This window comes from Trichocoleus sp. Lan, from assembly GCF_039961855.1.
GTDB lineage: Bacteria > Cyanobacteriota > Cyanobacteriia > Cyanobacteriales > FACHB-T130 > FACHB-T130.
Window position 1 is genome coordinate 58,589 of the sequence record NZ_JAMPKA010000015.1, and the last position, 22,368, is coordinate 80,956.

At 46.2% G+C, this 22,368-nt stretch carries 20 protein-coding genes; 6 read left to right on the forward strand and 14 right to left on the reverse strand.

Going from position 1 to position 22,368, the window contains the following annotated elements:
• Positions 1-61: 61 nt before the first annotated feature.
• The 3 genes from NDA03_RS14785 to NDA03_RS14795 all read left to right on the forward strand — a co-directional run bounded on the left by NDA03_RS14785 (position 62) and on the right by NDA03_RS14795 (position 3,996).
• Positions 62-2,140 carry a prolyl oligopeptidase family serine peptidase gene (locus NDA03_RS14785; protein ID WP_348238427.1) on the forward strand — a complete coding sequence of 693 codons (2,079 nt, stop codon included), beginning with the start codon at positions 62-64 and terminating at the stop codon, positions 2,138-2,140.
• Between the two features lie 138 nt (positions 2,141-2,278).
• A complete protein-coding gene (locus NDA03_RS14790; protein ID WP_190667546.1) occupies positions 2,279-2,716 on the forward strand; it encodes an NUDIX hydrolase in 438 nt (145 codons plus the stop codon).
• Positions 2,717-2,877: 161 nt separating this feature from the next.
• Entirely contained in the window at positions 2,878-3,996 is a 1,119-nt protein-coding gene (locus tag NDA03_RS14795; RefSeq protein ID WP_348238429.1) for a phosphodiester glycosidase family protein, read from the forward strand.
• Between the two features lie 133 nt (positions 3,997-4,129).
• On the opposite strand, the gene NDA03_RS14800 is transcribed toward NDA03_RS14795, so the two are convergent.
• From NDA03_RS14800 to NDA03_RS14820, 5 genes are all read right to left on the reverse strand, one after another.
• Complete coding sequence (locus tag NDA03_RS14800) at positions 4,130-4,612, reverse strand: hypothetical protein (RefSeq protein WP_348238431.1); 483 nt, start codon at positions 4,610-4,612, stop codon at positions 4,130-4,132.
• Between the two features lie 85 nt (positions 4,613-4,697).
• Positions 4,698-6,047, reverse strand: a complete 1,350-nt coding sequence (locus NDA03_RS14805) for a glycoside hydrolase family 3 N-terminal domain-containing protein (RefSeq protein ID WP_348238433.1) — start codon at positions 6,045-6,047, stop codon at positions 4,698-4,700.
• 36 nt (positions 6,048-6,083) lie between these two features.
• On the reverse strand, positions 6,084-7,181 hold the full coding sequence (locus NDA03_RS14810; RefSeq protein WP_348238435.1) for an FAD-dependent oxidoreductase: 1,098 nt from the start codon (positions 7,179-7,181) through the stop codon (positions 6,084-6,086).
• A 153-nt stretch (positions 7,182-7,334) separates the two neighbouring features.
• Positions 7,335-7,805: a photosystem II protein PsbQ gene (psbQ, locus tag NDA03_RS14815; protein WP_242029085.1), complete on the reverse strand. Its 471-nt coding sequence runs from the start codon at positions 7,803-7,805 to the stop codon at positions 7,335-7,337.
• A gap of 79 nt (positions 7,806-7,884) precedes the next feature.
• Positions 7,885-8,736: an alpha/beta fold hydrolase gene (locus tag NDA03_RS14820; RefSeq protein ID WP_348238491.1), complete on the reverse strand. Its 852-nt coding sequence runs from the start codon at positions 8,734-8,736 to the stop codon at positions 7,885-7,887.
• A 435-nt stretch (positions 8,737-9,171) separates the two neighbouring features.
• Between NDA03_RS14820 and NDA03_RS14825 the strand changes: the two genes are divergently transcribed.
• Positions 9,172-9,603, forward strand: a complete 432-nt coding sequence (locus NDA03_RS14825) for a hypothetical protein (protein WP_190411960.1) — start codon at positions 9,172-9,174, stop codon at positions 9,601-9,603.
• 24 nt (positions 9,604-9,627) lie between these two features.
• Here NDA03_RS14825 and NDA03_RS14830 read toward each other — a convergent pair whose 3' ends face one another.
• Together NDA03_RS14830 and NDA03_RS14835 are read right to left on the reverse strand one after the other, a co-directional pair.
• Complete coding sequence (locus NDA03_RS14830) at positions 9,628-10,128, reverse strand: hypothetical protein (protein ID WP_190429707.1); 501 nt, start codon at positions 10,126-10,128, stop codon at positions 9,628-9,630.
• A 332-nt stretch (positions 10,129-10,460) separates the two neighbouring features.
• The gene (locus NDA03_RS14835; protein ID WP_190986947.1) at positions 10,461-10,877 is read right to left on the reverse strand and encodes a DCC1-like thiol-disulfide oxidoreductase family protein; all 417 of its coding nucleotides are present in this window, start codon (positions 10,875-10,877) and stop codon (positions 10,461-10,463) included.
• 615 nt (positions 10,878-11,492) lie between these two features.
• Here NDA03_RS14835 and NDA03_RS14840 point away from each other — a divergent pair.
• Positions 11,493-13,181 carry an NAD(P)-binding protein gene (locus NDA03_RS14840; protein WP_348238437.1) on the forward strand — a complete coding sequence of 563 codons (1,689 nt, stop codon included), beginning with the start codon at positions 11,493-11,495 and terminating at the stop codon, positions 13,179-13,181.
• A 101-nt stretch (positions 13,182-13,282) separates the two neighbouring features.
• Here the strand turns inward: NDA03_RS14840 and NDA03_RS14845 are convergent, their stop codons facing one another.
• The 6 genes from NDA03_RS14845 to NDA03_RS14870 form a co-directional block, all read right to left on the reverse strand.
• The gene (locus NDA03_RS14845) at positions 13,283-14,416 is read right to left on the reverse strand and encodes a hypothetical protein (protein ID WP_348238439.1); all 1,134 of its coding nucleotides are present in this window, start codon (positions 14,414-14,416) and stop codon (positions 13,283-13,285) included.
• A 171-nt stretch (positions 14,417-14,587) separates the two neighbouring features.
• Positions 14,588-16,618, reverse strand: a complete 2,031-nt coding sequence (locus tag NDA03_RS14850) for an iron uptake porin (RefSeq protein WP_348238441.1) — start codon at positions 16,616-16,618, stop codon at positions 14,588-14,590.
• Positions 16,619-16,831: 213 nt separating this feature from the next.
• Positions 16,832-17,704 carry an MBL fold metallo-hydrolase gene (locus tag NDA03_RS14855; protein WP_190676591.1) on the reverse strand — a complete coding sequence of 291 codons (873 nt, stop codon included), beginning with the start codon at positions 17,702-17,704 and terminating at the stop codon, positions 16,832-16,834.
• A 287-nt stretch (positions 17,705-17,991) separates the two neighbouring features.
• On the reverse strand, positions 17,992-18,702 hold the full coding sequence (locus NDA03_RS14860; protein ID WP_190533717.1) for an SDR family oxidoreductase: 711 nt from the start codon (positions 18,700-18,702) through the stop codon (positions 17,992-17,994).
• 210 nt (positions 18,703-18,912) lie between these two features.
• The gene (locus NDA03_RS14865) at positions 18,913-19,803 is read right to left on the reverse strand and encodes a hypothetical protein (RefSeq protein ID WP_348238443.1); all 891 of its coding nucleotides are present in this window, start codon (positions 19,801-19,803) and stop codon (positions 18,913-18,915) included.
• Entirely contained in the window at positions 19,800-20,225 is a 426-nt protein-coding gene (locus NDA03_RS14870; RefSeq protein ID WP_190429735.1) for a pirin family protein, read from the reverse strand. Before NDA03_RS14870 ends, NDA03_RS14865 begins: the two co-directional genes overlap by 4 nt.
• A gap of 343 nt (positions 20,226-20,568) precedes the next feature.
• Between NDA03_RS14870 and NDA03_RS14875 the strand changes: the two genes are divergently transcribed.
• Positions 20,569-21,129, forward strand: a complete 561-nt coding sequence (locus tag NDA03_RS14875; RefSeq protein ID WP_190676594.1) for an opioid growth factor receptor-related protein — start codon at positions 20,569-20,571, stop codon at positions 21,127-21,129.
• 263 nt (positions 21,130-21,392) lie between these two features.
• On the opposite strand, the gene NDA03_RS14880 is transcribed toward NDA03_RS14875, so the two are convergent.
• Positions 21,393-22,178, reverse strand: a complete 786-nt coding sequence (locus NDA03_RS14880; protein ID WP_190435943.1) for a DUF3891 family protein — start codon at positions 22,176-22,178, stop codon at positions 21,393-21,395.
• Between the last annotated feature and the right edge of the window lie 190 nt (positions 22,179-22,368).

A 22,368-nucleotide genomic window follows, 5' to 3' on the forward strand; every position in this document is an offset into this window, starting at 1 on the left:
TCGCCCTCTTCTCAACCAAATCTGGCGCTAGACTGGACAGTGTTACCAAGAGTCCAACCCTATGCAGTATCGAGATAAAGCCCTCACTTATCCAACTAGCCAAAAAGTCGATCAAGTTGATGACTATCACGGGACAAAGGTATCTGACCCTTACCGTTGGCTGGAAGATCCGGACTCGGATGAAACCAAGGCTTGGGTTGAGGCTCAAAATCAAGTTACTTTTAGCTATTTAAATGAAATTCCGGTTCGGGAAAAAATTAAGCAACGGCTAACCGAACTGTGGGACTACGAAAAATACAGTCTTCCGTTTAAAGAAGGCGATCGCTACTTCTATTTCAAAAACAACGGCTTGCAAAATCAAAGCGTTCTCTATACATTAACGTCCTTGGATGCCGAGCCAAAAGTTTTGCTAGATCCCAACAAACTTTCAGAAGATGGCACCATTGCTCTGTCGGGGATTGCGATTAGCGAAGATGGGAATTTGATGGCGTATGGTTTATCCACTTCTGGTTCAGATTGGCAAGAATGGAAGGTACGCAATGTTGAGACGGGCGAAGACCTTTCCGATCATCTCAAATGGATTAAATTCTCTGGCGCGTCTTGGACTAAGGACAACCAAGGCTTTTTCTATAGCCGCTACGATGAACCGAATGAAACAACCAAATTAGAAGACGTTAATTACTATCAAAAACTTTTCTACCATCAGCTGGGTAAGCCACAGTCCGAGGATGTCCTAGTTTATCAGCGCCCTGACCAAAAAGAATGGGGATTTAGCGGTGGCGTTACCGAAGATGGACGTTATCTGATTATCAGCATTTGGAAGGGCAGTGACCCCAAAAATCTGGTTTTCTATAAAGATTTAACCGATCCAAACGCTGAAGTTATAGAACTCATTAGTGAGTTTGAAGCTAGCTATAGTTTTATCGACAATGATGGCTCAATCTTCTGGTTTCGCACTGACTTAGATGCGCCTCGCGGTCGCGCGATCGCAATTGATACCTTCAATCTTCCCTCCTCTCCAGTAAGTAAGGAGGAATGGCAAGAAATCATCCCGCAGGCGGAAGAAGTCCTCGAAGGCGTGGGTCTACTCAATAATCAGTTTGTGACTGAATATCTAAAAGATGCCCGGACTCAGATTAAAATCTTTGAGCTGAACGGCTCCTTTGTGCGGGAAGTTGAGTTACCGGGAATTGGTTCGGCTGGAGGTTTTGGCGGTAAACGCTACGATACGGAAACTTTCTATAGCTTCACCAGTTTTACCACACCTGCCACTATTTACCGCTACGACATGGTTAGTGGTGAAAGTACAATTTTTCGTCAACCGAAAGTTGATTTCAACCCTGATGATTACAAGACAAAGCAGATATTTTATCGCAGCAAAGATGGCACCCATCTGCCTATGTTTATCACCTACAAAAAAGGGCTGCAACTAGATGGAAGTAACCCTACTTATCTCTATGGCTACGGCGGTTTTAACGTCTCCCTGACGCCTAGTTTCTCGGTTGGCAATCTGGTGTGGATGGAGATGGGCGGGGTCTATGCTGTCCCCAATTTGCGCGGCGGCGGCGAGTATGGAGAGGAGTGGCACCAGGGCGGCACGAAGCTAAATAAGCAAAATGTCTTTGATGATTTCATCGCGGCGGCGGAGTGGCTAATTGCTAACGGCTATACAACCCCGGAAAAACTTGCTATCGGCGGCGGCAGTAATGGGGGATTGTTGGTGGGTGCGTGTATGACTCAGCGCCCGGATTTATTCGGTGCGGCGTTGCCAGCGGTGGGAGTGATGGATATGCTGCGCTTCCATAAATTCACGATTGGCTGGGCTTGGACTTCGGATTATGGTTCTCCGGAAAACCCGGAGGAGTTCAACGCGCTTTATGCCTATTCGCCGCTGCACAACCTCAAACCTGGGACCTCTTATCCAGCCACGATGATTACAACAGCGGATCATGACGATCGGGTGGTGCCTGCCCACAGTTTCAAGTTTGCTGCCGCTTTGCAAGCAGCTCATACAGGTGTTGCACCCGTATTAATTAGAATTGAGACTAAAGCGGGACATGGGGCTGGGAAGCCAACGACTAAGATTATTGAGGAAGTTGCGGATCGGTGGGCTTTCCTGGTGCGGGAGGTGTTCGCGTAGCGGCGCGGATGCGCGAGAGCGATCGCTCAACTCAAATCGATTGCTATCTCACTCAATCATCAGTCATTATCTGCCCGGTTTGAAGAGCAAATCCAAGGAGCAATCCCCTATCAAACATCGCCAAAAAAGATAAGTTCCATGAATCTAAAATCAGCCCAGCGTTATCAGCAATCGGCGGTCATCCCCTATCGCATCAAAAACGGAAAAATCGAAGTTTTGTTGATCACTTCCTCAACAGGAAAACGCTGGGTGATTCCTAAAGGAATGATTGAGCCGTTTATGACCCCGCAAACTTCGGCAGCCAAAGAAGCCTGGGAAGAGGCGGGAATCATCGGTCAGGTGCTACCGACTTTGATGGGGACTTACGAGTATCAAAAAGGGGGAGGCACCTGCCAGGTTGAGGTATTTTTAATGCAGGTGAAAACGGTGCTGGAAGTTTGGCCCGAAGCTAGCTTTAGAAAGCGACAGTGGGTGAGTGTGAAACAAGCGGTTAAGCGCGTTGAGGAAGCCGAACTCAAACGCATTTTCATGACTTTCGCCGATACCTTATTCACTCTACAATCACCTCTCGAATAGCCTGAATCGTTGATGGGGCTAAGGTGTAGGTATTTTTCAGGAATCTTTGAAAATCGCGGCTTCTGCTAAAACTGAGTAGAGCGATCGCTCTTGTTGATGCACGCGATCGCTCTACTCCAACCGCTCAATATTTAGTCGCTAGACGAGAAGTAAGCGAAGTTATGCCAGATCGAAAACAACCCAATGGTTGCCGTAAAATACTGCGGCGCACTTTTTTATTTTTAGTAGGTTTGGCACTTGCTCAATTTTTAACCGAATTCTTCTCAATTCCCCAAAACCGCTCCAATTTTGCTAGTCTCGTTCGTCAGTCATGGGAGAAAGCGATCGCTTTCTGGGAGTCTCAAAACGGGGTCGCTCAAAAACCTCTACCCAGTAGTACGCCAACCCCAATAAGCAGCGTTTCTCCTAAACCTTTACCTTCGCCAACTCCAAAAACCAGCACCACTCCTAAACCATCTCAACCGTCTTCCAAAACCAAAGTAAATCCCGCTGTTGCCAAAGGAAAACCCGTACAAGTTACCCAAAAAACAGTGGCTGGGGTGTCTTTTTATCAAACCACGATTGACCTCTCTGACCCAGAAACTTTCATCACTCTGGGATTAGCAAATAATGCAACTTATGCAAACGGGCCAACGGTGAGCAATGGTGATGAACCTTTTGCCAAGTTGGTAGCGCGTCAGAAGGCTGCTGTGGTAGCCAATGGCACCTTTTTTGATAAAAGTAACCAGAAGTGGGTGATGGGTAACATGGTGGCGGCTGGCAGATTTCTTAAATACAGTCGCTGGGAAAATTATGGGACTACCTTGGGGATTAAAGCAGGTAATCAATTAGAAATGATTACCGCCCGAACAGAAGGACAGCCGAATTGGGATCAACACTGGTTTTCAATTACTTGCGGACCAAGACTGATTAAACAAGGAAAAATTTCTATCTCGCCGCAATCAGAAGGCTTTGCCGATCCTCATGTTCTCGGTGTAGGATATCGGACTGCGATTGGGTTTCCAGCGAATCGAAAACAGTTATTTTTAATTTCTTTTCTTGCTAGTCTATCTTTACAACAAGAAGCCAACATTATGAAAGCGATTGGCTGTATTGAAGCAATGAATTTGGATGGCGGTGCTTCAGAAGCTTTAGCTCATAATGGAAGAATTTTACTTCCCGCAGGACGGAACCTGACGAATGTAATTGTTGTTTATGACACTAATTATCCTGCTCCTTCAGCTTTGAAAACATCTTGGCAACGCTTTCAAGCAGGCGATCGCCCCTCGATTCCTTTATAGCCGTCCCAAATGATTCGTGACGGCGAGATTACCCGACTTCTCCAGGAAGTCGGGGATCTGAAGCGCTAGCATCTCACCCCTAAAATAGGATTGCTGTATCAGCTTCCTCTTTAGATTTATCTTTTGTACAGCGTTAAGCATTCGCAGAGAGAAGAGGAATACTCTCAGCAAGCGGATCGTTAACACTTATCCCTTGTTTACTTGCCCAATACTCACTTAAAAAGTGAATTTGTCTCAAGCCAACAATTAGATTTAAACCTGGTACAAAAATCCACCAGACAATCAGTGGTTCTTTCATCCCAGCTTCGCTGTAGAGTTCGTTTACAGTTTTATACAGTCTGAACTGCACAATGTAAATCCAGGCAATTCCCAGCAAGGAAAACCAACCAAACCAGCCAGGAACATCAGGATCGAATATACGCAACAATTGGGGAACTGCTATCCCCAAAACAAAAGGCGCTAAGCATAAAGTTCCTGACCAACCATAACCTTTGTAGCGACGTAATTCTTCTTGGATTATCCACTTATACCAGCCGTAATACAGCATCAGGGTAATAATCGATAAAAGAATCACTTGCCAGAGGGGACGGGGTTTTCCTAGAGGCTTGCTAGACATATTGACGGCTGAAGTGCTAAAGTTTTGCTCTATTATTTACATTTATTAATATACAGCAAACACCTCGCTAACGCCGCCTCTAATCTCACCCGTTTGTTCCACTTATCGGCAAAACTTTGGGCAATCCATAGAGAGCCTTTTTGGTTTGCTCTAACCTGTTGCTACTTTTTATTAGCAGTTCATTCTCTAATTGTCGCTTATTATCAGCTTTGATTAAAGCATCCATCGCTTCATAATATAAATCGTGATCGTAAGCAATCAATATCAAATCGGCTCCGGCATTCAGCGCCTTGACGGTAGCATTTCTCAAACCATCTTGACTGTTGTAAACTGCATACATACAAAAATCGTCAGTGATTAAAACCCCATCCTGTTGCCAATCATTTCTAATCATGCTAATTACTTTCTGGGAAAAGGAGACGGGATGTTTAGCATCTACCGCCATCAATTTAGCATGACCCAACATTGTAAAAGCCTGAGAATTACTCATTAATGTCCGGAAAGGTACCCAGTCATCCTGCGCTAATTCATTCACTGAAGTATGCAATTCTGCACTTTCAAGATGGGTGTCGGTCTCTACTCTTCCCAATCCCGGAAAATGCTTAATTGTACATCTAACCCCATTAGCTTCTAACGTCTGACAATATAACAAAGCAAATTTTTCAACGACTTTTTTATCAGATGAAATAGCTCGCTTATAAATTTTAGAAAATTTATCGTTTGGATTAATCACTCCTTTGTTTAAATCCAACACAGGGGCAAAATTTAGATTGATTCCAATTGTAGATAGCTCACTTGCCTGAGTTTTGGCATACTTGATGACTTTATCTTTTGCTTGTTCTATATTTGCCGACTCAGAAATAACTTTTGATAATTGAGGTAATTGGGTTAGAGGGGGAGATAATCGAGATACTACACCCCCTTCTTGATCGGTCGCTATCCATAAAGGAGATAAACCTTGACTGCGGCGAATCTCCTGCAAAGCACTAATTTCTTGCTTGATATCTTCTTGGGTTTTATTTTTAATATTTCTGGTTGTAAGAAATATACCGCCTATGGCTTTTTTAGAAACTAGTTTCTTGACTTCATTCGAGTCTCGGTAGCCAATAATAAAGTGCTGACCCAGCTTTTCTATTTGGGATGGTTTGGCATGGAATAGACTTTGTTTCAGTAAGTTAAATCTTATTTCAACTGTTAAAGCTGTAAGAAGACTTAGGCAAGCAATCACGAGGATTGTTTTATTCAGGAATTTTTTTTTAAGCTTCGAGGGAGTAAAGGCTTTGATTTCAGTGAAAATTAAAGCTAAATCGATTGCAAGTAAACATAAAAAGAAATAAAATTTTATGCTTGGGAGGAAAGGCGCTCTTAAATTAAAGGCAAGGAATAGAAGTGCGATCGCTAAAAATACTTTAAGTATTTTAAGTAAATTAACCATTTAAACAGAAAAGAAAAACTAGACATAGTTTGACGATTATTTATCTTGATTGAGCGATCGCTCAATCAGTTCCCGAATCGCTTGGGCGGTGGCGGGTGCGAGTAAAACGCCGTTGCGATAATGACCTGTGGCGAGAAGAACATTGCTGTAACCGGGCAGAAGACCGATAACAGGGGCGGGGCGTCCTTCGGGGCGGGGACGCAACCCCGACCAAGTTTTAAGGATTGTGGCTTCTTCTAGACTTGGGCAAAAAGCGATCGCTTGCGCCATGACTTCATCCAGATGGGCGGCATCTGCCACTATCTCATCCCCATTATTGGGAAACTCCACCGTCGCACCGACCCAGTATTCTGTGTCCGTGACGGGCACAATGTGAACATCATTGCCTGTAATTGTCGGCTGGAAATCTGCGCGCCCCATTGGCTGCGCTAGGCGCAAGTGCAACGCTTGTCCCAATACCGGGCGGATATCAATCGGTTGTTTTAAAGACGCTGTGAGTGGGGTGGAACCAAGCCCTGCTGCCACAATTAACCAATCAACATCAACTTGCCCTGCGGTTGTTTGAATGTGGCGAATGTCCGCATTTGTTGCTTCCTCTTCTAAGACGGTGACGCCAAATTTAAAGGTAACGCCGTTGAGTTGGGCAGCATCAACCAGCGCTAAAGTCAGAGCAACCGGGTCGAGTTGCCTGTCTTGGGGAGAATAAATCGCGCCGATTATCTCATGACTCAACTGAGGACAGCGAGACTGGAGTTGGGCGGCGTCCCAAATTTCCAGGTGCCAGCCTTGAGTGTGGCGAATTTCTACCAGTTTTTCCCAACGAGATAAATCTTCACCAGCAAAGCAGAGCATCAGAATTCCCTGGCGGTTGAAGGGGATCTGACGGTCTAAAAGCGCTTCTAGCTCTGGAATCAGGGTTTCATAGCGCTGGATGCTAGCCTGCCGCATTTTCCAGGCATTGCCCTTAATTTTGTGACTGATCGCGCCCATCAAGACGCCCAATGCAGCGCCAGTGGCGGCTTGTGCGGGTGGTTGCTTGTCCAAGACTGTAATTGTTAGCCCTGGAATTAAACTGAGTTCATAAGCGATCGCAGCCCCAACAACGCCGCATCCAATAATTACAACCTGACTCATCTGAGAGCGCATCAGAAAGAGCGCATGAGAAATGGGTAATCGGTAACGGGGTAATCGGTAATGACGATCAGCCCTGAATTCTGAGTCAGTAGCAACGAACTCATGACAAATGACCCAGGACTAATAACTTTTTCCCAATTACCCCTTAATTGGCTATGCCTTCGGAATCAAATTCATAAAGGCGTCGAACTCTTGCAATACAGAGCGGAAATTTGTCACCGCTTGCTGATAATCCGCCTCTTTCGCAGCCTGATCGATTCTGACCAGATCGCTGAACAAATCTTTTGCTGCTTGACGCGCCGCCTGTTTGTCCTTAGGAGCCAAGCTATCCGCCACACGGTTCATATTCCGTCGCAAATCTCCTAGTGGCCCGTGAATAAATGTACCCACATCTACCCATCGCCGTTGTTGGATGAAGGTTTGCAATGTGTTAAGGCGATCGCGCTGTTCTTGAATTCCCGGAAGCGATTGCTGAATCTGCTCAATCTGAGCCGCCGTGTAAGTAGGAGCCGATTTCGTTGCCGCAGTTGCACTACCGCAACTAATCATAAATGTGGCTACCACTGCCAAAATTAAACCCAAAATAGACCGATAACGTGCCATCATGCTATTTTTTGAAACCATGAATCAAATTTCCCCTGTTATTTTAGAGAAAAATCGGGAAAACGCGAGAGGAGAAGAGAAAAAGAGATGATATCACCCATTATCCAATTGCCTGACGACGCAGAAACCCTTGAATCGCATCGCTGACTTTGTCCGACCAATGGTCTTGAGGATAATGCCCGACTTCTTCCATCTTCATGATTTCTGCCTTCTGGATGGAACTCGCCAGCTGTTGCGCTTGAGTGAAGGGAAGCCAGGGGTCTTTCATCCCCCAGGCAATTAAAGTTGGCTGCGTCCAGCTTTGAAAACCGGATTCTATTTCTGCCATCGACTGCTGAAGCTGGAGATTCCGCACGGTGTACAGGAGACTTCGCCCCGCATCCGAACTTTTGAGGTAGGGACGGCGGTAAACGTCTAAATCCTTATCTGGGATGACGTAGCGGCTACCACCTTCTAAGGTTCTGTCCACCAAGAGCGGGTCTTGCGTCATCATATCGCCGACAAAAGGCAGACCCAGTTGTTGAATCTTCCAAGGCAGCTTGGCAGTCGTTGCCACAGGTGTATTGAGGATAACCAAGCGCTCGATTTGGTCTGGATGACGCAGGGCGTACTGGAGTCCCACAGAACCCAAAAATCCCTGAACAACCAGATAGAATCGCTCGATTTCCAGGTGTTGGATGAATTCTGCTAGTGCGTTGATGAAGGTATCGGGTGTATACGCAAAGTCCCGCCGCTCTGGTTTCGCCGAGAAGCCAAAACCAATCCAGTCAGGCGCGATCGCTCTATACCCTTTCTCTGCTAATCCGGGCATTACCCCGCTCCAGCTATAACTCTGCGACGGCAACCCGTGCAGCAGCAGAACTGGCAGGTTATCACTTCTACCAATCGGATTCTCTTCCCGGTAAAACCATTCCAAGGAACCGATCTTGATTAATTGCTCATTGGTTGACACTATCTTTGCCTGCACATCTCCCGGTTGCTTGAGCTTACCGCAAAAGCGGGAATCTCCGGCAAAGCAAGTCAAGTTTTAATTTGAGTATTCTGGTTAAAATTGCATCTAAAATTGGGCTGTTGAAATATTAGAAGTTCAAGGATTTCATGATGATTTAGCAATTTTTACTGGTATATTATTAGTAGTTTATCTTTATTTTATATTTATTTTTTATAATGGGAATCTAACCGCAAATTTGAGAAATGCACATCTTCCCATTATTTAAATATACCTTAAAAAATTGCCCTTGTATAGTATCCAGATTTACCATTCTTATCGCGTCAATGAATAAACTTAAAGAAGGATGCTCTACCAAGTTGCGAAATAGAGAACATCCTGTTATATTTAAACGCCAAAACAACTGAAAACGCGCAAGTTTAGGGGAACCCAAGCGAAGTGAATGCAGCTGAACAGGCCACAAACATACAAGTCGCTAGTAAGATTGCTGCTGTTGTCAATCTCTACAAATCTGAGTTTCCTGATGCAAGAGCAGATTTAAAACCTTGGGCAAACGACCCGGATACTAGAGAGTTAGTCGATCCGGATTCAATTGATATCGGCTTCCATTTTCCTGGCAGAAGTCGCTTATTTCAAAGCCGCAGCATCTTGGTACAGATTCGCTTTTACGAAGACCCTGTGACTGGGATTCGCCGTGCTATCGGTGTCGAATTAGCAGGTTTTGACCATAAAGGCAAACAGTGGTTACTCTCGACCGTAGAGGAGTGGCAGTTTGTCGGGGAATCCCAGCCAGTGCCTGAAGTAGGAGAAAAGCTGAAGCACTTTTGTCGGCAAATATTTGAACTGTTCAACAGCGAAGAAATCGCTTAAGTCGAATGGGTAATCCCTAGGGAATTACTCGATGACTTGGGTTGTCTGAGCAATGACTACCGGCTTGCCTTCAAATTCGGCTTCCATTTTCTTCTTGACATTTAAATCATTCGTTAAGTTGTACTCTTTCTCAAAATCAGCCAGGACGAATTTACGAACTTGCCCTGTCACCGTAACATTCTTACCTTCAGCGATCGGAACTGTGGCAGAAACTGCATTCAAAACCAACACTTTTTCGCCACTGAATATTTTGTCGTCTTCTAACTGAAACGCTTTGGGACCAATAATTTCTTCAACTTCGCCACTGACCGTTACTGTTTGACCGATCAGTTGATCCGTGTTTTGAGCAACTTTTTCAACGGCTGTGGTAGGTTCAGGGGCAGCCGCTTCTTTCTGGACAGCTACGCAACCAGGAAGAAGCATGGCAAGCAGCGCTAATGCGATCGCGCCGCCACTGTTCCAAAATCCTTCGGAAAAGCTCTTTGTTCTATCGGCAACCCGATTATTCGTAAATCTCTTGTTCATTGCCCAAATCTCCTAAATCTACTTCGCAGCTAGCCGCTACAGCAGTAGATAACCCCCCGATCAAACCTTGATAAAGCTTTTTTCCCGCCCTTGTTAAATCACCGCCCCCAGCCAGCAATTGTAAAACCAAGCCACCAACTTTTAAGCGGCGACTTTTCGCAACAGGACAGCGATAGCTAACTATTATTTTAAAAACGAAAACTACTGCCTAGCGTCTACCTGGGGAAGGAAAGCCTTTGGCGAGAGTATCCCAATGCTTCCCCTCTACTTTTAGGGTGTTGCCTTGTTTGGGCGATCGCTTTCAGTTTCCCACCAAATGTTTTTGTGAGTTCTTATTCAGTAACACATCCCGTAGAACAAAAACTAGCTGGGTAACTAGATTGATAAGTAGAAGAACGTTTGCCAAAGATGGTGTAACGGTTATCGCGGATTTGTTCGTAAGTGCGATCGCCCATCCACTTCACCCCCGGTAAAGCTCGATATGCATCCACAAATACGCTCCCCATTGGCAACAATCGCCCAATTTCTTCTGCTGCATCACTTCCCTGCCACCGTCTCTCAGGCGTATCGGCATCAATCAAGATCATTCCCATTTCACAATCTTGGGATGTAATTCCAAAGTGCTTGAGGGCTTCTGGATCTTGCATCGGAATGTACTGAAACATCTGCCCTTTATCTAAACCTTCCAGCAGTTGCACAAGGGTGACGCAGAGATTGCAATTGCCATCATAAATTACATGGTAAGTCATTGAGTTAACAGCTTTTTTTATAATTAATTCGAGGCATACTTTCGGAGCGTATATCTAAGGTGTAGAGTTGATTTAACCTCAATGACTCAACATCTGAATAAGGAAGATACATCCTTTGATATCCACTAACTTGACGGTATCGGCTACGACGCAGTCGAGCCAATTTCTAGACAATTACTAGGATAACCTAATCTACTAGTTTGCTAATTCTCTCGAAGGGCAGACCTAGTCTTGAAACTAACCCATAAATAGTCCACAGAGCTAAAGTTTCCAAGTAAAAGCAGAAAAAAACAGGTAGCAGTACCCAGCAATCCACACGCACAACAGTGCAAAAAAGAAGTGAGTTTGACATCTTGCACTGTTCTCAATTAGCTCCAAAACCCACGATAAAATCGATTCATTGGCGGATTTTATTGGCGGATTATTACAACTGGTGCAAGATGTGAGCGAAACGATCTCGCACTCACAACGCGATCGTCTGCATGGTGTATTCAGCGATCGTTCCAACCGCCTGAAGACAAGCAATGTCTTAGCGGTGTATACGGCTACAGTCCTTTGAGCGGAACTCAGTAAGAATGTTCAATTGCACGAATATTTAGGCAGTGATTAGGCGGGATGAAACCCAAAATTATTGTCTGCGGCTTAGGTTTGACTGGGTATAAAATATTTTCCTTGCTAAGACAGCAGGGAGCGAGCGTGATTGGCATCCATGCCGAATCGATTCCGGGTGAAGATTATGATGTCGTAATTGGAGAATTACGGGCAGCTTCTACCCTAAAAGCAGCGGGGATTCAGGAAGCCCAAACGTTAGTGCTGGCTGGGGAAGACGAGGCGCTGAACTTAGCGATTCTCACTCAGGCACGAGTTCTCAATCCTCGGATTCGGATTATCAACAGATTATTTAATACGAGCTTGGGCGATCGCCTTAACCAGACGCTTGCAGATCACGTCACCATGAGCGTTGCTGCCCTAGCCGCGCCCGTGTTTGCCTTTGCCGCTTTGGGGAGTCAAGCGATTGGGCAGTTGCGGCTGTTTAACCAAACTTGGCCGATCCACGAAGAATATATTAATGAAATGCATCCTTGGATCGGTCGTAAGTTAAGTGACTTGTGGGATGACCGTTCTCGGATGCTGATTTACTACTTGCCGGTGGACGGTCAGATGGATCTCATTTCTGCCGTCGTGTATGGGCAACCGTTACAAGCAGGCGATCGCTTAATTGTTGGCACCCAACCCAGCGTCCGCACCTCCGGCAAACCCGTACTTCCGAAACTTTTCAAAGTCCTGACCAACTTCCAACAGTTTCCGCAATACGGTCAACCGATAGCAGTTGTTACCCTAGTCCTCTTGATCACCGTTTTTGTTGCCACCCTCACTTATGTTTGTGTCGATGCAAAAATATCTGTCGTTGACTCCCTTTATTTTTCGGTTGGCATGATTACGGGTGCTGGTGGTAACGAGAAAGTCGCAGAACACGCACCCGACAGCATTAAAATCTTTACCGCAATGATGATGCTGCTCGGTGCTGGTGTAATCGGGATTTGCTATGCTCTCCTCAACGATTTTGTTTTAGGTACCCGGTTCAAACAATTTTGGGACGCCGCACGAGTTCCAGGGCGAAATCACTACATTGTGTGCGGACTCGGCGGTATTGGAGTTCAAATCGTCAACCAACTCCATACTCACGGACATGAGGTAGTTGTCATCGAACGGGACGCCAACAATCGCTTTCTCAACACCGTCCGCGCTTTGAAAGTGCCCGTGATTCAAGGAGATGCCAGTTTAGCTACTACTCTAAAAGCTGCCAATGTAGACAAGGCAGACGCCCTCTTAGCTGTCACCAGCGACGATATGGCGAATTTAGAGATTGCCCTTAGCGCTAAAGGGATTGCACCCAAGTTAGCCGTCGTGGTGCGGAATCAAGACCCCCACTTTGCATCCCAAGCGCAAAAGGTATTTGAATTTGATGCCGTACTGAGTCCGACTGAGTTAGCCGCACCTTCCTTTGCAGCAGCGGCTTTAGGAGGACGAATTTTAGGTAATGGGATCACTGGCGATAGTCTTTGGATCGCCTTAGCCACCATGATTACACCAGGGCATCCGTTTTGTGGCAAGCGCGTTCAAGAATCGGCAATGGACGCCGACTTTGTGCCTTTGTATATCGAAACCAACTGTCAAACAATTCACGGCTGGGATGTTTTGGAAACTTCCCTTAGTGCTGGCGATATTTTGTATTTGACGATGCCAGCAAATCGGCTAGAGCAATTGTGGCGCGTAACGCCTTCTCAACTTCTAGCCAGTTGAGGATTCTGTACTGGCTAGAAGCGTTTAGTCAATTAGCTTTGTAGGGGCGAAAGGCTGTGCGTCTCTACTGCTTAAATTAATTAACGCTGGCAGACCCTCCATTAACGCAGCAGCACTCGACTCCGAGGCCCAATGGGTTGCTCAGATGTCGTCAGCTCAATCGAGCATCCTGCCGTCTGCTCGTTGGCAGAAGATGAGACACTTGTTGAGTTGCTGCCTTGATTAGGCGTACAACTGGTTGTTGCTGTCGCGGAAGACTCCAAAACTACATGATTAACCTCAGTAGAGTCATTGCGGCTGAAGAGTGAGGGAGGCACATTTGCCCCGGATGGGGATGGAGATGGGGATGGGGTTCCTCCACTGGCTGGACTACCGCCACTGCTAATGGGTACTGGAGCAGGTACTGGGGTGGTTATTGGGGTGGTTATTGGAGGCGGTGTTGAGGACGTGGGTGCTGGGGCGGGTGCTGGCGCTGGGACAGGTGTTGGCACTGGGGCAGGTGCTGGGGCGGGTGCTGGCGCTGGAACAGGTGTTGGAGTAATTAAGACGGCATCGGCAGGCACTTTCACCTGTAATTTCACCGGCATACCACCGGCAGGGATAGTAAACGTAGGCAGCGGTTTCGGCACGGTAGGTGGCAAGTTGTTGCCGAAATTGTATTCAGATCCAAAATCAAATACCGTGGGACTGGTGCCTCCGTTGGCATCGCTATATCTAGGCCCCTGACCCCTAATTTCAAATACACCTTGATACTGCTGCCCGGTTTTTGGATCGGTGACAACGCCTTCCCAGAAGCCTCTGGCGACAAATTCATCCTGAATTGTTCCAAATAAGGTGGTTCCTTCTTGCCCGGTTTGCTTTTTGGGTTGAAGATTGCCGCTAGTCAGAACCGGAGAGGTAATGGTTCCATTGGTGGAGACAACAGGAATCCCGCGAAAGTCTACATAATGAGTGCCATCCGCTTTGGTTCCTACATAGCCAGGATTGGGTGCAGTGTAGACGAGGACGCTGTTGCGGAAATATTGCCCTGCGGCATTAGTATCAACTCTAGTCGTGCTTTGGTTGAAATTTGGGTTGGCAGGGGGAAGGGTAAAGGTACCTGTGACTGTGCCAGTGCTATTGATGGTTACTTGGGCAAAAGCACCATCTGCTCCCAAGGCGACGATCGTCGCGGTTAAACTACTGCTAATCAGTAAGCTCAAGCTCAGCTGAGTTTTTGAAGATAGCGATCGCATAAATATTCTTTCCGATTGGTATTAGCCAAAAAATAGAGCGATCGCATCATGGCAAAGCAAAGCTTCCGCCAGTTTGTGCCTCACTCAATCACATATACTGGGGAATTTTGCCGAAACCGCAACGGGTTATTTCATTTATCAGAGCTTTTTCGCTTTTACTAGCTTTTCTCCTTAAAACCGGAAAGTTGCTCTCATCGTTCCCACGACTAACGTGTCATTTGCCGCATTATGGTCGGGGTTGAAAACGACTAAAACTCCCGGCGTCAGGAAAATGTTATCCGTCAATCTGGCTCGGTAAAACAGTTCTAAGTGCAAAGCAGTGTCGCGACGCCCTCCCGGCGTCCCACTCAAATTGGTCAAAAAGTTGGGAAGATTGAAGCCATCCGGCAAGGTACTGGAAGTAATTTTCGGCGGCTGTCCAAACAAAATTCCCCCCAAATTTCCTCTACCAAACAAGTCAGGAAACGCAGAAAATAACATCCAATTCGTAGTTTCCACAGAACCCGAAAGATTGACCGGATCTGAAGAAGTCCACCCTCCCCAAGTCCCTAAAGTCAATCTAGAATTGACGCGCCAAGCCAAAGTCCCTCCCACGGCGTGAGTATTAAAGGCAAAAGAAGTCGATGGCGAAATAATCGGTGCCAAGGGCGAAATGAGTTGATTGTCGCCGGTGCCGATACCCAGCAAACCATCGGGAGAGTGTGAATAGATATAGTGCAACCCAATATCCAGATTATTTGTAGGTGCAATGGTTAACTGCACGCCCGCGCTGGTTCTACCGCCAAATAGTCCACCTTGGCTGCTATTACTGGTAAAGCTAGGAAGTTCAGCGCTGTAGACGGCTTGTAAACTCAGGCGTTTGTTAATTTGCCAGTCAAATCCAATGCCGCCCGTGCCGTTGCCAATTGACAGAATGGGGTTGCGCTGACCTAATAAGGAAATCGAACCATCTCCCGAACCTTCCAAAGGATTGATACCGCGAAATGTATTGGCAGGGTTAACACCAGCCGGACCAACAATAACGCCGAAGTTATCCGTGACTGGAAACCGATAGGAAAGGTCGCTCAAAACCAGGTCGTTGTTAGTTTCTAACTCAGTCGATAATCGACCCATATTGGTAAAGACAAAGGGTGCAGAAGAGGCGAGATTTCCACCCTGAAGCCCCGTCAGCAGTAAATCCTGTCCTGTAAACGAGGTTGCCAGAGACAGTTGAACGTTACTTGCTAGAGTCAACTGAGCCTGACCAGAACGTTCCGGCACCCCATCTCTGGGGAACAAATCCACATCTACTTGATTGCTTCCCTGCAAGCCAACAATTGCTTGCCCAAATAGTCGAGTATTGGTAGAAAATTGGTGATTTTCGAGCTGTGCTGTCCGACTTTCTAAGTTATCGACTCGACCTTTCACTTCCGCTAGTTCCGTGGCATAGTCTTGTTGAAGCCGTTGCAGGGTTGCTAAATCATCTTGAGGAATGCCTTGGGGTTGCGTGAAAATTTTTTCCAGGGCAGCATTGAGGGCGGCGGCAAATTCGTAGCGGCTAAGAGAACGGTTGCCGCGAAAGCTGCCATCCGGGTAGCCGGAGATGACTCCATACCGTTCTGTTAGGTTTTTTAGGGCTTGGTAACTCCAATCTTCCGGAGTAACATCTGTCAGTTGATCGACTGATGTTAATTGACTCATCGGATCGGCTGATTCATCGCCGTCAGCGATATTTTCTAAGCCAGCATCGTTCGGCTGAGTTGCTGCGGGTATCTCTTGGGAGGCATTCGGAGAACTCATTTGGGCTAACAAACCTCTCTCCCGACTCCTCTCCTGCAAGGCGAGGGGAGTAATATTATTCCCCCTTCCCTTACCCCCCTCATTCCCCCCGCTTGCGGCTATCGTGTACGATTTTTGGTTAAGTGGCAAAACGTTGATCGATCCCCCTAAATCCCCCTTAAAAAGGGGGACTTTGACTGGATTTCCCCCCTTTTTAAGGGGGGTTGGGGGGATCAAAACGGGACTGGTTTGAGAAGTCAGGCGATTGGAGGTTGAGAATTCTGGCTGCGTGACTTCAACCGTGACGGAAGGCTTTAAAACGGGTTGAGGCTCAGTTGCATCGAGCGATCGCTCGGATGGCTGAGGCATTACGGCTGAGGGTGGCAAAGTTGAGTTTTTCCCAGCAGTTAACAGTCCGACAACTACCAGGCTGAAGTCGCTCATGAGATTCTAGTCATTCTGGATACATAGCCGTTACCTTTGACAGCCGAAATTGCTAACTTCAGGAAATCAACTAAAAAAAACGGCACCCCACTTAGGAATGCCGTTGCCATATCAGTTTTTGGCGTCACAAGTTACGCATTGAGGCGCTATCCTTCTGACGCGGTGTGCTTCTAACCCCCTTGTTCAAGAGGCGTTGAGAAAATCAAAAAGACTTTAACGCGCTTCCATCCAGGCGATACACTGCTGCATCTGCTGGCGCATCGTCTCATTGTCAGCATGGTATCGGCGTCCGTGACCGGGTAGCACCCACTCAAACGAGTAATTAGCCAGCTTTCGCATTGATTTAAGCAATTCAGGCCAGGAATACCAACAGACATCGGGGAAGGCAAACAAGTGATTTAAACTTGGCGACCAAGCCAGATGATCTCCCGTGAACAGAAATTTATTTTTGTACAGTAAAACCGTGTGACCTTTTGTATGACCGGGCACTGGAATAATTAACAAATCTGGCTCCAACTGTACTGGCTCTAAGCCAGTTAGCTGAATTTCCACATTGCGAGTACCCGAAGAGATTTCGTCGGTGTGGAGAATTCGCTGACACCCAAAATGCTCGGCATACTTTTGATGATCCGCTACATCATCTCGGTGCGTCAGATACATATAGCAAATCTCTCCCATTTCCTCTAGCCGCTTCACCAGAGGAGGCGTAAAGCGAGGAGAATCAACTAACACATTGCCTTCCGGTCGCACAATTAAATAGCTAGCAGCGCCATAGGAATTTTCTGCATGATAGCCGCAATGATAGACATTTTCAGCGACTAAAATCGGAAAACTGTGCTGAGCATCTTTAACGTCTTTTGGCTTCTCCACAGTCCCAATGGAAGCCGTAGGACAAGACAAAAGAGCCTGCATTGCTTTTAATCTTTCAGCCTCATTTTCTGGCTGATGATAAACTGCTGACTGCTCATCGGTGCGATAAAACACCTCTGGAGTCATCCAACGACAAGTATCGCAATCAATACAAGTCGTATCAACGTAAAAATCGCCACTAATATTTTCAGGGTGACGCTGATTTAAGTGAGCCATAATCTAACCTAATTGGTTGTTTAAAAAAAATCTTGTGCAAAATAAATGCCTTAAAGTGGAAGCTCGAAAAAGGGAGATAGAAAAGGCTCAATTTGCAGATCAATTTGCCGACATTGTTCAACTTCCTGTACTTGAGTCCATTAGTTCAAAAAACCTAACTTTAGAGAGATGATAAAAATAAGCTACTCATCCCTTTTAAAGGTGGGACTACAAAAATTGTAGGAACGCACTTGCTCGCGTCTGTCTAACCTAAAGCAAATAGATATAGAAATGGGATGCGATTGTGCTTACCAATCAATGGGTTGGCGATCGCGGAAAAAACCACTCGTGGGGCCATCATCTGGAAGAGTAGCCAGCCACACAATTGTTTCAACCCCTTGCTCTACAGACCGGGTAGCATTTGGGCCACCCATATCGGTTCTTACCCAGCCAGGACACACAGAATTCACTAAAATATTGGTGCCTTCCAACTCATTTGCAAAAATCCGGGTAAGGGCATTTAATGCGGTTTTGGACATTCGATAAGCGGGAAATCCAGTGTTCATGTCGGATAACTGTCCTGCACCCGATGATACGTTCACAACACGCCCATACTGATGCTCTTTCATCAGCGGAATTAATGCTTGGCAAAGCAGTAATGGGCCGTGTAAATTCGTCTCCATCGTTTCGTGGATGGTACTAACCTTGGTGTTGAAGATACTACTCTCTGGATCTCCTAAAGGATCTCTAGCAATTCCAGCATTGTTCACTAGAATATCTAATCGCCCGAATTGATTGCGGATGAACTGAGCAAGATGCTCAATACTCTCTGCACTGGTGACATCAAGCAGATGAGAAACTACATCTAAGCCTTCAGCTTGCAATTTCTCAACGGCTGCTTTCCCCTGTGCTTCGTCACGACTGGTCAGAATCACTTGGATATCTTGCTTTGCGAGTTGTCGGCAAGTTTCAAAACCCAGCCCCCGATTGGCACCCGTGACAATTGCGACTTTCTTCATCGGATTTTCTATACTTCCACTGCTCCCTCCGTTTCTACTCTAGACTTTTTTGCTTTTATTGAGTGTTCTGCAAAAATTTCAGGACTGATTTATCAATGAAGTCTCAGCAGATTCTTTGGGAAGTTGCTCAGAATCTGGTTAATTTCTTGTCATGGGTGGATGAACGTACAGAAGCAAAATTAGCAACGCGGGTACAGTTTCCTGTACGCATTAGGGCGCAAGCCACAAAGCAACATTACGCACATAAGTCTTGATATTTTCTAGGGCGCGTGGCTCTTGGTTCATGCCATCGCCGGGAGCCTCATCCACAAAGCTAGGACAACCTTTTTCGATGTCCCAGTTGTAATCGACAAAATGGTGAAAACTCGATGCAGCAACTGCACGCCCTAGGGTATTGCCGTCAGTGTCTTTTTCACTTTCGATAACAACAGCCAGATTAAAGGGACGACCTGTAATTAAGCTTTTGCCCATTGCAATCACACGAGCATTCTTTGCGCCTGTGGGAACTCCGATTGCACCCTCGTGGGGATGAGTTGGAAAATATTCGACTAATCCAGAAGGTGAATTGGGATTGCGTAGAAGTTCGTGAATGGGTTCGGTGGGGGTTATTTTTTGATAGTCGCCATTGCGCCCAGAATGATAGTTAGGCCAGGAAATATAGGTTGTGTAGGGGTCGTCAATGCACCAGCGAGATTCGTCGGGGTCTGGATTTTTGGTGTTGAAAAAGTGGATCGCGCCGATGTCACCCAGACCGTACATGGAGCAACCCATATCTTGATGATCGCGGGTGGTGAGGATACCTCCACCGCGTCGGCGAAATGCATTAATTCCCGCACAATCTTTTTCCGTCAGACCTTCGCCAGTATCTAATGCAAATAGCCATAGCTGGTCAAAATCCGAGCGGTCGAGGGTACTTAAAATCGGGTCGTTGCCGTCTGCATCTGACACGCGATCGCGTTCTGTCACTTCAAACAGGAGATTCCCCGCTTCATCTGTAACAGATGCGAGATAGTCGCGTAACATCGAGAAGCGCCAAATGCTCCAGTCATCTTCTGTTGTCGGGATGGTTGTCTGGAGCAAAATGCGAATGGGTTGTGTCATCGTTTTTTACCTAATTCTTCTGGATCGGAAATCATCCAAATTTGGGGAAAGTAGACGGGATTAGTTTCAGAGAAATTAAATTCACGGTGGGTGATGCCAGCGCCCGCACTCATCATCTGTGCTTCTCTTGGATAAGTACCTGTCCGATTCCCCATCCCCAACCTATCTTGATGCTCTTCTATAGCACCTTCTAGGGCGTCTAGGGCGTAGGTGAGGATTTCCATGTCATGATGACTGTGGGTACCGAAACCAGAACCGGGTAAGACTCTATCATCGTGAATCAGCCTGAGAGTGCAAAATCTCATTGGCTCTGGGTCAAACAAACCCCCCAAGGAAAAGGTGCGATCGCTATCCAGCCAACCTAGCTTGGTATAACCGCGATTTTGCCTGTCGTGGATTAAATTGAGCGTATCTTGACTCATCGCTTGCACCTCGGTTTGAGTAGTCAGACACGGATGTCAGTTCATGCGATCGCCTAACGCTAGCAGCTACATTGGCATTGTTGAAATTATCAACGGTTATTGTAATGAAGGCAACAGTTAATAACTGTTGTTAGCGCTACTAGGCACTGTAGCTTTTGTGAGGAAAGCGAGATAGTTCCATAACGAGGAATGCTAAATACTCTAGTTATCTCCTCGGATCTAAAGGGTCGTTTGCAACAAAAGTACTCATAGACTTTTCTATCGCCCTGCCAGCTTTAGAATGAGCGTGAATCTAGCTGATTTCCCAGATTGTTAACATTTGATTAATTGCAGAGGAACACTTATGGCAAAATCATCTGACAAAGAATTGGTTGCTAAAGCATCCCCGGCTCTTGTGGCTTTCTATCTTAGTCAACAGCCTGATTCAGAAGGACGGATGATCGACGAGATTTGGTCATGGAATTACGAAAAGCTTGAACGGATTCATGACTATGTTCAGTGGCTTTTCCCCCTGAAAGATAAAAGTGGTTACAACCCTAATGCACTGATTCTAAATGATGAAATTGTTCAAGCTTTTCGGACAGATCCCTTACTTAAAACACGTCTGCAAAAGTCATTTAAAATAATGCTCAGGTTTTACGGATTCAAATGCAACGAAGGAAACATCAATAATATTCAAATAACCAAATCTGACCAATATCAAGATAGAAAAAGGGCTTGGATTCAGCCTCTTAATCATAATTACCTCCGGATTACCAGGATTTTAAAATGTTTGACAACTCTGGGATTAGAAAATTATGCCCAAGCTTTTTTAAAATGTTTAGATGATATCTATTCAGAAGATAGTCAAAAAATTGGAAGTGACACTTATGCTTTTTGGAAAAGGGCAGTTGAAATGAGTTGATTTTTCGGGGTTTATTGCCTAAACGAGCGTCGCAATGAACCCCGAAGATTCTCTTGAAAAACGACGATAAAATTACCTACTCTTGGATAAGAGAGCAGGCGCTCTTCATCTCTCTTGAAAGCAAGTCTAGTAGGAATATTGGGTAAAAAAAGCAAAATATAGAGTCAGCAGAGGCAAAGCATTTGCCCCTACTGACTTCTTTATGGGTAAGCACAATATGTTGCTTTGATGAATACCGATTAATTACATAATCCAGTCGGTGCTTACACGGGATGCAGGTGAGTTTTAATCGTCACCCAAGGTGCTTTCGCGATCGCGTTCCGCATCGTCTCCTCGTCTGGGAAGGTTTCCGATAGATAGCGTCCTTCACAAACCAGCGTCACCGCGTTCTCTGAAAAAGGCCAAGGACTTACCGCTACCTGGGTTGGATCGCCTGCTAGTGGCGTCAGCTTCAGGGTAATTTCACCCTCAGCGGTGGGAACCTTCTCTACCGAACGCTCTTTACTTAACTTCATGCACAAGATCAGCGATAAGCAATCCCAGATTCCCACTAACTGCCGATTTCGGGCGATCGCTTCTGGTGTGCTGTAGGGTGCGTAATCCGGATCGTTGCGGAGGGAGTCAATTAATTCCTTCTGGAAAGCCTGTTCGTGCCCTAGGAAGTCCTGCACAAGCTGGATATCTTCTGGGGAGTCATTACTAGAGTCGTAATGCTCGTAGAGGCGCGTACCGTGCAGCGAAGCTAGCAGCGCTGGATATCTTCCTTGGGCGATCGCTAATTCTCCGGCTTTTGACCAAATATCTATATGGATTTTTCTCGGTAATTCCGTGAAACTGTGCGGCAAACCAGTTTTTGGGTTGAAGGTAGGCGTCTTTTCCCAGGACAGCCAGCCAATATCATGTTGCTGGGCACCTAAGCAAACCTCTTTTCTAGGTTCCAGCTTCCCAAAATACTCATTTCCCCAAGCTTGTGCCAATTGACCCGATACCCATGCATGGGCAAGCTGCGCGATCGCTATCAGCCCCTCTGGTTCTTTGCGATATAGCATTTATGGTTCCTACCGCATCTTCCTAACTATAGTCGTGATGAGTTGGATGCTCCTCATCACAGCAAGCCGTGCTTTATCCATTTAAACCGCTCGCGCCCCACGAGTCTGTCCGCTCCGAGATTGATTTCCGTGAACGGGATCGGCGGTGAATGGAGTAATCCTAATTTCCTTTTTTTTCAAGGAAGGCAAG

Excerpts from the sequence above, each read along its gene's own strand:
- NDA03_RS14785 (WP_348238427.1), top strand. The coding sequence starts at position 62 with ATGCAGTATCGAGATAAAGCCCTCACTTATCCAACTAGCCAAAAAGTC.
- NDA03_RS14790 (WP_190667546.1), top strand. The coding sequence starts at position 2,279 with ATGAATCTAAAATCAGCCCAGCGTTATCAGCAATCGGCGGTCATCCCC.
- NDA03_RS14795 (WP_348238429.1), top strand. The coding sequence starts at position 2,878 with ATGCCAGATCGAAAACAACCCAATGGTTGCCGTAAAATACTGCGGCGC.
- NDA03_RS14800 (WP_348238431.1), bottom strand. The coding sequence starts at position 4,612 with ATGTCTAGCAAGCCTCTAGGAAAACCCCGTCCCCTCTGGCAAGTGATT.
- NDA03_RS14805 (WP_348238433.1), bottom strand. The coding sequence starts at position 6,047 with ATGGTTAATTTACTTAAAATACTTAAAGTATTTTTAGCGATCGCACTT.
- NDA03_RS14810 (WP_348238435.1), bottom strand. The coding sequence starts at position 7,181 with ATGAGTCAGGTTGTAATTATTGGATGCGGCGTTGTTGGGGCTGCGATC.
- psbQ (WP_242029085.1), bottom strand. The coding sequence starts at position 7,805 with ATGGTTTCAAAAAATAGCATGATGGCACGTTATCGGTCTATTTTGGGT.
- NDA03_RS14830 (WP_190429707.1), bottom strand. The coding sequence starts at position 10,128 with ATGAACAAGAGATTTACGAATAATCGGGTTGCCGATAGAACAAAGAGC.
- NDA03_RS14835 (WP_190986947.1), bottom strand. The coding sequence starts at position 10,877 with ATGACTTACCATGTAATTTATGATGGCAATTGCAATCTCTGCGTCACC.
- NDA03_RS14840 (WP_348238437.1), top strand. The coding sequence starts at position 11,493 with ATGAAACCCAAAATTATTGTCTGCGGCTTAGGTTTGACTGGGTATAAA.
- NDA03_RS14845 (WP_348238439.1), bottom strand. The coding sequence starts at position 14,416 with ATGCGATCGCTATCTTCAAAAACTCAGCTGAGCTTGAGCTTACTGATT.
- NDA03_RS14850 (WP_348238441.1), bottom strand. The coding sequence starts at position 16,618 with ATGAGCGACTTCAGCCTGGTAGTTGTCGGACTGTTAACTGCTGGGAAA.
- NDA03_RS14855 (WP_190676591.1), bottom strand. The coding sequence starts at position 17,704 with ATGGCTCACTTAAATCAGCGTCACCCTGAAAATATTAGTGGCGATTTT.
- NDA03_RS14860 (WP_190533717.1), bottom strand. The coding sequence starts at position 18,702 with ATGAAGAAAGTCGCAATTGTCACGGGTGCCAATCGGGGGCTGGGTTTT.
- NDA03_RS14865 (WP_348238443.1), bottom strand. The coding sequence starts at position 19,803 with ATGACACAACCCATTCGCATTTTGCTCCAGACAACCATCCCGACAACA.
- NDA03_RS14870 (WP_190429735.1), bottom strand. The coding sequence starts at position 20,225 with ATGAGTCAAGATACGCTCAATTTAATCCACGACAGGCAAAATCGCGGT.
- NDA03_RS14875 (WP_190676594.1), top strand. The coding sequence starts at position 20,569 with ATGGCAAAATCATCTGACAAAGAATTGGTTGCTAAAGCATCCCCGGCT.
- NDA03_RS14880 (WP_190435943.1), bottom strand. The coding sequence starts at position 22,178 with ATGCTATATCGCAAAGAACCAGAGGGGCTGATAGCGATCGCGCAGCTT.